This is a genomic window from Neochlamydia sp. TUME1, from assembly GCF_000813645.1.
Lineage (GTDB): Bacteria > Chlamydiota > Chlamydiia > Chlamydiales > Parachlamydiaceae > Neochlamydia.
In genome coordinates this window covers 1-10,709 of the sequence record NZ_JRXI01000008.1, presented here as the reverse complement: position 1 = coordinate 10,709, position 10,709 = coordinate 1, and the positions used below count along the sequence as shown (strand labels likewise).

8 protein-coding genes are annotated in these 10,709 nt (G+C 39.5%); 4 read left to right on the top strand and 4 right to left on the bottom strand.

Annotated features, from left to right (window positions below; genetic code table 11):
* Positions 1–420 precede the first annotated feature (420 nt).
* From DB41_RS00460 to DB41_RS00445, 4 genes are all read right to left on the bottom strand, one after another.
* The gene (locus DB41_RS00460; protein ID WP_039383195.1) at positions 421–1,050 is read right to left on the bottom strand and encodes a hypothetical protein; all 630 of its coding nucleotides are present in this window, start codon (positions 1,048–1,050) and stop codon (positions 421–423) included.
* 118 nt (positions 1,051–1,168) lie between these two features.
* Positions 1,169–3,562 carry a hypothetical protein gene (locus tag DB41_RS00455; protein ID WP_039383194.1) on the bottom strand — a complete coding sequence of 798 codons (2,394 nt, stop codon included), beginning with the start codon at positions 3,560–3,562 and terminating at the stop codon, positions 1,169–1,171.
* Between the two features lie 360 nt (positions 3,563–3,922).
* Positions 3,923–4,636: a lipoate--protein ligase family protein gene (locus tag DB41_RS00450; RefSeq protein WP_039383192.1), complete on the bottom strand. Its 714-nt coding sequence runs from the start codon at positions 4,634–4,636 to the stop codon at positions 3,923–3,925.
* A gap of 57 nt (positions 4,637–4,693) precedes the next feature.
* Positions 4,694–5,392, bottom strand: coding sequence for a hypothetical protein (locus tag DB41_RS00445; protein WP_039383190.1), 699 nt, complete (start codon positions 5,390–5,392; stop codon positions 4,694–4,696).
* Between the two features lie 168 nt (positions 5,393–5,560).
* Between DB41_RS00445 and rnc the strand changes: the two genes are divergently transcribed.
* The 4 genes from rnc to DB41_RS12045 all read left to right on the top strand — a co-directional run.
* The gene (rnc, locus tag DB41_RS00440) at positions 5,561–6,292 is read left to right on the top strand and encodes a ribonuclease III (RefSeq protein ID WP_039383188.1); all 732 of its coding nucleotides are present in this window, start codon (positions 5,561–5,563) and stop codon (positions 6,290–6,292) included.
* Between the two features lie 7 nt (positions 6,293–6,299).
* Positions 6,300–7,676, top strand: a complete 1,377-nt coding sequence (radA, locus tag DB41_RS00435; RefSeq protein WP_039383186.1) for a DNA repair protein RadA — start codon at positions 6,300–6,302, stop codon at positions 7,674–7,676.
* Positions 7,677–7,746: 70 nt separating this feature from the next.
* On the top strand, positions 7,747–9,060 hold the full coding sequence (hemC, locus tag DB41_RS11085) for a hydroxymethylbilane synthase (RefSeq protein WP_080502329.1): 1,314 nt from the start codon (positions 7,747–7,749) through the stop codon (positions 9,058–9,060).
* A gap of 255 nt (positions 9,061–9,315) precedes the next feature.
* On the top strand, positions 9,316–10,709 hold a 1,394-nt coding region (locus tag DB41_RS12045; protein ID WP_052243744.1), incomplete at its 3' end, for a leucine-rich repeat domain-containing protein.

Genomic DNA, 10,709 nt, shown 5'->3' with positions numbered 1-10,709 from the left:
AAATTTGACATTTTGACACTCCTTATTGGTTTAAGTCGCTCACTTCAACTTCCCTGCTGTCACTTTTAATGAGCGGCAGGGCTTCAAGCTTCGCGGCTTTTAAATTGTGTTTCCTTTATTTTTATCACAAATGTCAGATTAAGTCCTATCTGTTACAAAAAAAACAAAAGTTAATGCGTTGGCTTACAGTTTAAAGCAGGGTTTGAAGCAGCCTTAGAGCGTCTTCTTATCCGATAACTCGCGTTATTTAAGGTGTGGCACTCCCGACGAAGTGATGCCAATTAGCCATATTAAGAATGAGCACATCATATTGCCACATTTGAGGTGTATGCTCTGCTATTCGTAACCTTTTCATTCTCTTGAACTAGCTAAAGATATCTATTTTTCAATGAATAGTGTGGAAAACACGTAGTTTTGTCTCTACTTAACCAAGCTTAAACTGCTCCATAAGGAAGGTTGTTGCTCGATTTGAAAGTCACGGGTGACCACCGAAAAATGTTGGGGAGACTCATTTTTGCGGTTAACTCTATAAGTAAACCCTAAGCGATCGAATTGCTCGGGATCATAGCCGACTAAGCAATGACTAGGAATAAAAATTTTCAGCGTATAACTTTGAGAAGAAAGCTGGCTATTGACTTTCAACTCGTTAGCATCGCAAAGTTCATGCTTATCTTCCGTTCTAAAGCGAGTCATTTCACCCGCTTGGATGCCATCAACAGCTTCTGGTAGAAAGAAAAAATGATGGCAAAAGCGTGTGTTAAATCCGGAGGTTTTCACATCCCGGGTATCAATCATTAATTCTACACTATCGCCTCGGCTTACATCAGGATGATAAGCTTGCTTAAACGGCTGTGAGACTGCTACTAAGCACTCTAGACCTTGCTCATTCCATCCTAAAGAAACTTTAGAAAAATGCTCTTCTCCACAAAGGTAGCTAGTATCTGCTAACAAATACTTTTGGCCGCTAATACCTTTAGGCGCATAATGACAATCACCTTTCAATTGAAAAAAATTAACCGGTGATAATGAGAATGATTCTTCTTCAAACATATATTTTTATATTTAAACCGCTTTAAAGAAAAACTTTAGGGACTTTTTAGCTATTTCTTCAGCTTGCCTATTTGGCTTTTAGGAGTCCTAATGAATTTTCTTTAAAGCATTTATTTTTTTATTCTTCTTTAGCTTTATTCATGTAATCAAGTGACAAAGCTTTCTTTTCTTTAAGCATCTGCAGCAATTTTTGCATATAGATACGCTGTCCCTCAGCAGAGAGGACATTATACAATTGATGCACTTTGGGCCCGGCCACTGCGCTAGTGGAAGCTTCTCTTTTTTCTAAGTGGAAAAAATTAATATCTCCATTTCCTGGAGTATTGACTTGGCTCCATGCCCCCACTTGCATAGCAAAAATTTCATGAGCATTCAAATCACTGTTTAAGTCGCTACGCAAGCCGCGGTAAGCTGTTTGGATTAACTTCCATTGATTCTCTAAAGGCTGGCGTTTCGCTAGCTTCTCCTCAGTTCCTTCCTGAGCGGTATCAACCCACTTTTGCGCATTAGAAGGATCTTTTTCCAAGCTATGGCGAACCTCACGCATGTAAGCATATAAACGCAAGGAGGCCAAGTAATCCCCTAAAAAAATAGAAGGTGCCGGTTGAGGAGCTGTGGCTTCCCTATAATCTGCTTCAATAGCTTTACGTATTTTTGCAAAATATTGATCTGCTACCAGATCCTGTACATCTGCTAAAGGTTTCCACGAGCCATCAGTTTTTTTATATTGTGAAGGCTCTTTCTCACGAATTTTTACGTAATAAGCTTCTAATTCTTTCTGTAGTAAGGGCTCTAGTACATCTTGCTCCTCTGCTTCAGCAAAAGTCATAATTTCATGCTCAGAAGCCCGATCAATAACCCTTATACAATAATAGGTGAGATTATCAGGAGAATACTGCGTAAGCTCTTCTGCTGCTGAATTGATAGCTTCTCCTTGTAAAGAAGCTTGCTCTAATAACTGTATAAGTTCTGGCCGTTTTTCTCCCACAGCAAAAGCTACTTTGCCACCCTTAGTGCCAATTGACACCTCGCTTTTCTTAGCAGCAGCCTTCTCTAAGGCTTGCTTTATCCATTCAGGATGGAGATCAACGATCGCAGCGCGAGCAAAAGCATCCACCAGCCCTCTGGTTTTATCGTCTAAATCATCTAAAGCTAAGAAGCGTTCCTCGCGCGTGCTCCCTTTTCTAATCCCTAATTCTGGAAATTTCTTTTTTAATATCTCCCAATTGTGCTCTTCAACTTCCCAATTCCAAGTGTCTTTAATGCTGACCTTAGCTTGAAGATCTCTTTTATTTACCTGTGCTACCTCCAGAATATAGCGCTTATGCAGTAATTCGGGAAATTTTTTGGTTATTGCTTCCCGGGTTAAAAATTTAGTCGGTAACATTAAAAGGTGTTTTCTATCTTCTGGACGCTGGCTGACGGCGTTAAGATAAATTTCTAACTTTTGCATTTTGCGATAGCTATCCATTCGCAAGCTTTCTGGTAGTTGAAAAATTTGCCCTACAACTCCTTCCTTTGTATATCCTTGAAGTTTTGTGATGCTAAATGGATCCACGACTAGCGCATTACCAATATCATGGAAAAGCCGGCGAAATAACAAAACATCTCGCCAAACTTTTATTGCTTTATTTTGGTCCATCCCCATACGGCGTAGCTGCTCATCGAAGTATTGCTGTAGGTTAGCTACTCCTAAATTAGGGTTGTTTATATTTTCCTGATAACTTTTGGCAGCATGTTGCATCAACTCCGCTAAAGCTTCTTCTTTTGAAACTCTATAGCCTTTTTGTTCAGCTATTTTAGCACTATTGATAATGAATTGAGCAATAAGACGCATAAAGCGAGGGCCAAACCAATCCTCTGCCGTATGGTATCCAAAAAGAGAAAGGTCTTGATAGTCAAGATTATCATCGGAAGGCAGCCAAGAATATTGTCTTTCTTGATAGCGTAAAACTTGCCTTAACAAGGGGGCTGGAAATTGCTTTTCTTGTAGGAACAAACTTATACGCGCTTGCAACGCCTCCATCTCCACGGGATTAGTAGTTGCTTGCAAAAGATTATAATTAGCCTTCATCTGAGGAGCAAAATAAGACCAGGCGGACTCGACATTGATAAATCCGGCTTGCGGATGACTGTAAAGAGAAGAACGTTTTTCTTTCTCAGAACGTGCCCTTAAATCTTTTGCCAGCTCATCAGAATAGTGTGATGCCAATACCAATCCCATTCCACTTTCTAAAAAATCCTTATATATAACCCCATCATTTAAGAAATTAGGTCCCCAAACTCCTCCTAAAAGAAGTTTATCTTGCCTATCAGTGCTAATAAAATTAGATAGCTCATCAAGCTCTAAACGCTTTACTGCAGTACCGTCTATGGCTGTAAAAACCGTTTGTTCATGAGGATATTCGGTGTTAAGCGTGTTAAAAGTGCCGAAGAAAGAAAATGAAATGACAATCATCACCGTAATGACAATGAAGAAATAACGTTGATGCTTTCGTAAAAATTCTAACATGATTATGGCTATCTCCTTAAAAATCAGAAAGAGAAGATCCTAACAAAAAAGCTGCTTTCTCTCAAAGGATATCTCTTTTCTTCTTTTTAATAGGTAGAGGCCTCTACCTAATTTTCTTAATTATTAACTTTTTTAAAATAGCCTTACAGAGAGAGAAGAATTTAAAGAAGGCCCCTTTACGAATAGATAGGAATATTTTCTTAAGCCCCTTAAAACATACTATAATAGAGGCTTCTTATTCTCAACATTTACCCTGAGATAAAAAACGCTTATTTTCTAACCGCGCATGAGGCACGAAAGTATTATCCTGGCTAATGCCCCATTCATTAAAAATCTCTCTATATTTCCGCTCATTCTTTTCTAATAAGTTTTTTCAAATTGTAGAACCAGTAAATGTCTTAGCTGGTGACGAATCTCTTCTAATTGATTAGTGCCAGCCCCTTCTTCTAAAACATAACTATGACTTTTCATCGCTTCCAACACCTCTGTTCCTGTTTTTAGCACGGCTTTAAGCAGCGACTCATCGGGAAAAGCAATAGATAAAGTACCTTGATGTAAAAAACCCTCACGGGTACGTCGTTGTGCCGCCCCACCGATCTTTTTACCTTCAACCATCACATCATAAATAGTAGGCTTTGCCATGCAAAAATGACGGCAAAGCTCACTGTTAGAAAGAGGTTCGATCTTTAAGAAAGCAGTAACAATTTCATTTTTAAATGCTTTTACCGCTTCGGCCACCTGCTGATTCACCCAAGCATAATTATCAAGCGTGTTTAAAGAATAGCGGGGATGTTTAGCAGGTATGATGACTGAGAAAGCTAGATCGGTCAAATGAAAAACTATTCCCCCTCCTGTCGGCCTTCGCCCTAACTGCAGTCTATGCTTTTGCACTCCTTCGACATCTAAAAAATGTAGAGGATTAATAAAATATCCATAGGTCGCACAAGGACCCTGCCAGCCATAAAAACGCAAGATAGGATTTACCGTGCACCCAATGTTTTGCAAAAGCTTTAAATCCTTATCCATATTGTTTTGAGCGGTGTCTACAGCGTCCTGAAGGATGATCCACTTCATTGCTTAAGCCTATGCTTTGATTTCAAAAAGTTAATGGAGAAAGATCTAGCAGCTTCATTAGTTTCGGATAATAAGGGAATTGAGTTTATCTGATAATCTATCGCCGAAAACATATCCCCGATGTTTTAAACTATGCGTATGGGGATCTTTATCATTTAACACATAGATGGATCTTGGCTTAGCATATGCAATCATTAAATAACGTCCCCCTTGCGCATGCGAAAGATAGCTTAAATCAAGGGGAAGATCGGGCTTAAAGAAAACTCCATTGCCTAATGTTTGGGGAAGAATAACAGGTGGGATTTCAAGCGATGAGGAAGGTTGCAAACAAATAACAAGGCCACAGACTAAGGGCTGCACACAACTTTTATCTTGGAGAGAACCTACACTTTGTAAAAATTGATTGTAAAGAGCATCGGTGTTTACGTTAGCTTGCCCAGATTGACCGACAAGCAACTGATCATACCCTATACGTAGTCCTCGTGCTTCCATCAATTCCTGAGCAATTTCTGCTAAGCGTCGATTTAACACCTGTTTCTTGATTCGCTCATCTTTTCGATAGAGATCGCGCCCGCAAAGGAATACATTTTCAGTATTTTGCGATTGCGGAGCAATGTTTTTAAAAGTTAAAGAAAGGAGGCCATCAATTGCCGTATTAAGCTGTTGAATTTGCTCTAAGGGAAAAAGGCCATCAAACTCAATGGTCCCATGTTTGTAGAAATAATCTCGGTGAGATTTATCAGTGGCTAGTTTCATTATGTTTAAAATTTGGGTTAAATGTTTGCAAAGTCTAGAAAAAAGAATAACATAAAAAACAGTTAATTATCTTGAGAAATATACTTTTTTTCCATAACCGCGTGTAGCAAAAATTAAAGATTTATTAAAAGCTACCTCAAAAATAAAAAGTGGAGTAAAATTTAACCCATGAACGCATACGATGAACTCATGAAACGTGCTACCGAGATAGAACATAAGATTGGTTATACCTTTAAAGACCGAGCTTTACTAGCTTTAGCTTTTGTTCATAGATCTTACGTCAACGAAAACAAAGAAGTGGGGAAGCACAATGAACGCCTAGAGTTTTTAGGAGATTCGGTTCTAGGCATGCTCATTGCAGACTATCTTTATCGCTACCTGCCCTCCACTTCAGAGGGTGAGCTCTCTGTTCTTCGCTCCCGTTTAGTAGAAGCTAGCTCCTGTTTTAATTATGTGCAAAAATATGGTTTAGGCCAATATTTACTTCTAGGAAAGGGTGAAAGAATGAATGATGGACGAGGACGGGAATCTATTCTAGCAGACTTATTTGAAGCGATCATTGGAGCCATTTACTTAGATGGAGGCTTAGAAGTTGCCAAGCACTTTTTATTCAAAAACTTTTCGGCAGAAATCGAAGCTATATTAAAAATGCCTTTGCGCAACTTCAAAGCACTTTTTCAAGATTACTGTCAAAAGAACTTTCAACAAACACCTACTTATAAAGTTTTAGGGGAGGAAGGACCTGATCATAGTAAAATTTTCAAAATATGTGTGATGGTTCATGATCAAGCTAAAGGATATGGACACGGCTCTTCTAAAAAAGAAGCTCAGCAAGCCGCCGCCGCAGATGCACTCGCCCACTATCGCGTTATTGCTAATCAAAAAATTAAAGAGGCCTAAATAGTTTATGGCTGCTAAACAAAAAAGCGCCTGGTATTGCTCTGAATGTGGCCACAAGCAATATAAGTGGACTGGCCAATGCCCTCAATGTACTTCTTGGAATTCCATGCATGAAGAAGTAGAGGTAGTAGGCGCCAAAACACGCTTTGAAGCCCAACAGCCTATACGCACTAGTAAGCCCGTGCGCTTAAAAGAAGTTTCTCATAAAGGAACGCCCCGGATCCGCACCTTACTGCATGAGTTTGATCGTTTAATTGGTGGGGGACTCGTTCCTGGCTCTCTTTCTTTAGTCGGCGGCGACCCTGGCATTGGAAAATCTACTCTTCTCTTGCAGATCTCTCAGGCACTAGCTATGCAAGGCTCCATTATTTTGTATGTTTGCGGAGAAGAATCTGTCGAGCAAACCTCCATGCGTGCGCAACGCTTAGGCATTGATAGCGAAAATTTGTTCCTTTTAAGTGAAACTAATTTTTCCGCTATTAAAGCTCACATCGATCAAGTAAAGCCCGACATTTTAATTATTGATTCCATTCAGATTGTCTATAAAGGGGAAATTTCTTCAGCGCCTGGATCAGTTTCACAAGTACGCGAAACTACTACAGAGTTTATGCATATCGCCAAAGGGCATCAGATTGCCACTTTTCTAATTGGCCATGTAACTAAATCGGGCGAAATAGCGGGCCCTCGAGTTTTAGAACACTTAGTAGACACTGTGCTCTATTTTGAAGGAGATAAACAGAATAATTATCGTATGATTCGAGTGGTGAAAAATCGTTTTGGCCCTACGGATGAAATTGCCGTATTCCAAATGCAACAGGCGGGCTTAGTGGAGGTGCCTAATCCCTCACAAGTTTTCTTAGAAGAACGTCGCAAAGAGGCGATTGGCTCTGTGATTATTCCTACTATAGAGGGAACGCGTGCTATTTTAATAGAAACCCAAGCTTTGGTTACCGAAACTTTCTTTAGTACTCCTTCTCGCCGCTGTACAGGAATTGATCAGAATCGGCTAGCCTTGTTATTAGCGGTCTTAGAAAAGCGTATGGGCTACCAATTGCATAGGTGTGATGTATTTGTGTCGATTGCGGGGGGCATGCGTATTACAGAACCAGGCATTGATCTAGGTGTCTTATTATCTGTAGCCTCTTCAATGCGTAATCTACAAGTTGATGCTGAAACTACCGTAGTAGGCGAGGTGGGTTTGGGGGGAGAGATTCGGAGTGTGACCCGCATAGAAAGCCGGCTTAAAGAGGCTATTCATATGGGCTTTCAACACTGCTTAATCCCTAAAAGAAATATTAAAGGTATTCCCCCGGAAATTTCCCAAAAAATCGGCATTATAGGCGTTGAGTTTGTAGAAGAAGCTGTCCAACAATTGATTAGATAAACCGTGCACTTAAAATTTTTAATAGATAGTATTTGCCTATATAGAGATCAGCGATTCAAGGGAAAAAATTATGCAAAGCTTGTCAATTAAAGTAGGTGCGCGTTCTTCTGCTTTATCTAAAGCTCAGGTTAAAGAAGTTTATCAAGAACTTTGCCGCCATCATGCCCATATCCTATTTGAAAACACCTATCTTGAAACCACAGGTGATAAAGATCGCATTACTTCGCTGCGCCACATGGGTAAGACAGATTTTTTTACCAAGGAAGTTGACCTTCTCCTTTTAAGCCGGCAGTGTCGTTTAGCTATACACTCAGCTAAAGATCTTCCCGAGCCCCTTCCTCCAGGCTTAGTGATCTCAGCTATCACCCATGGAGTAGACCCTGCAGATGTATTAGTGCTAAGGCCGGGTCAAACTATTGAGGACCTTCCTTCAAGAGCCTGTATTGCCACCTCCTCTCTACGTCGTGAAGAAAGGGTAAAAGAACTACGTAAAGACCTAACCTTTTGTGATTTAAGAGGAACTATCCCTGAAAGATTGGAGTTGCTTGAAAAAGGACAAGCTGATGGCGTAGTAGTAGCTGAAGCAGCTTTAATTCGTCTTAATCTTACCCATCTAAATCGCATTAAGCTACCAGGAGAAACTGTGCCTTATCAAGGCCAATTAGCTCTCATATGCCGAGAAGATGATACTGAGATACTTGAACTAATGAGCTGCTTAGATAGCCGCCAGCCAAAGCCGCAAATACTTTATCTGGGCATAGATCTTCCTGAACAACAAGAAAAAAGCCTTAACTTTATTCATTACCCTATTATTCGCATTCATCCACGTACCTTCCATCAAACTGATATTCGAGAAGGCTTTCAAGATTTTTTATCTTATACGCACTTAATTTTTACTAGCAAAAATGCAGTGCATATTTTTTTTAAAATTTTTTCTCACCATAAATATATAACCCATCATTTACACAATAAAGAAGTCATGTGCGTCGGCTCTCAGACAGCAAAAGCTTTTGCAAGCTATGACACCCTTTCTCCTTTAATTTCTCCTGTAGAAACGGCTGAAGGTATGATAGATTTTTTGCAAAGTTTACCTCTCGTCAATCCTTATCTTTTCTGGCCCCATTCTGCTCTTTCGCGCTCTGTCCTTGCCGATTTTTTTATCCAGCAAAAATGGCGCTTTCGTGAATGCATTCTCTACGATACTTTCCTTAATAAAAATTTGCGCCCTCTAGATTTAACTCTTATTGATGAAATTCATTTCACCAGCCCTTCTACAGTCAATGCTTTTATAGAAAAATTTGGCTGCCTTCCTATAAACAAAAGACTCAAAGCTATTGGACCTATCACTCAGCGCCATTTGATGCAGAGATTAAATTTTCCTTAACTTTTTTATAAGACTAGAGAGATTAGCAAGTTAAGATTCATGGATTTCTACTTCACCCTTACTCTCTATAATTGTCCCCCTTTAATTTCATCCAGTTTTTTTTGAGGTTTCAATCTCCTTTTAGGCTCTCCAAATAAAATTGCTTAATAAAAGAATAAGGAGTAAACTTTTGTAAAAACCTACAGTAAATCCTTAATTATTAGAAATAAGCAATCTTAAAAGCAATAACCTACTATAACACTTTTAGGAGGTTATATGATGCCCTCCATTTCTACTTCTAACACTCACCCAAGTTCTCGGCTTGCTGTCTCAGAAAATATAGAAGACGCCGTCTCAGGAAGACTGATGACTCGAGCAGTTACTTTGTTTCCTTGCGGTCATACCTTTAATGAAGATACTGTCATCTCCTGTTTAGCACGCAATAAGCTTTGCCCTCTCGATAGCCAACTTATTGAAAGGCATATACCCAACCCTACTATCAGGCTTCTTGCTGGAATTGCTGAAGCCGATTTTTTATCAGAATTTTTTAGAGAACGCTATATTGCCCTTTTGATTAATCTTTTAAATGATCCTTCTATTAAAGCCATTCCTTCCCTGGCAAACTTGTTAGAAAATCAGTCTAAAACTTTAATGAGCCAATTTGGCGAACAGCTAACAGAAGAAGAAAGAATAAACTATAATTGGACAAGGGATTTATTAGATGAAAATAAGAAAATTAGACAATTTGTCTTCAACCGACTCCAGCAAACTCACCCAAGAGCTCCTCTCCCCGTAGGTGTTTCTCTATCTCCTCTTTCCACTTCTTCGCCATCTGGCGTCCCAAAAGAAATTGGATGCTATTCCCATCGATTCCTACCCCCACCCCCAATTTCCGCCGCCTTGCTTTACAACATGATCCTTCGAGTTCATTTTCCTGAGGGAAATGGAGAGTTTATAGAACAAACTCATATCATAGATAAGATTTATAAAATTGACTCCCATCTTTCTACTGAAGAAAAAGTGCTTTATATCTTTCAAAAGCTTTTTACATTGGCCTCTTCTCTTTCTCCATTAGGCCTTGAAGAAAATATCATAGAAAATAAAGCCTCTAACCTTTTTAATTACTCCTCCTACCTACTAAATATTAGCTGCCTATTACTCTGGCACCATCTGCCGGGAGGAACAGAGTACTTAAGTCATCCCTATATCTACACCCTACCTTTAAAGAGAAAAGCAGAGCTATTAATCCCTTGGATGAAAGAGTACTGCACCCAACTTAATCACCTGATTTTAAGAAGCTTAAACCTTATATTTTTACCACCAGCGATCGAGCAACTTTCCCAGCTGCAAAGACTTTACTTACATAATAACCAACTAACTACTCTCCCAGCGTCCATCGGGCAACTTTCCCAGCTACAACGACTCTACTTACATAATAACCAACTAACGTCTCTTCCTGAAAGCATCGGGCAGCTTTCCCAGCTGCAACGACTCTACTTATACACCAACAATCTAAACACTCTTCCTGAAAGCATCGGACAACTTTCCCAGCTCGAAGAGCTTTTCGTATTTAATAATAGACTAAGCGCACTTCCAGAAACCATTGGGCAACTTTCCCAGCTGCAATATCTTTTTTTATCCAATAATAAACTAAGCACTCTTCCTGAAAG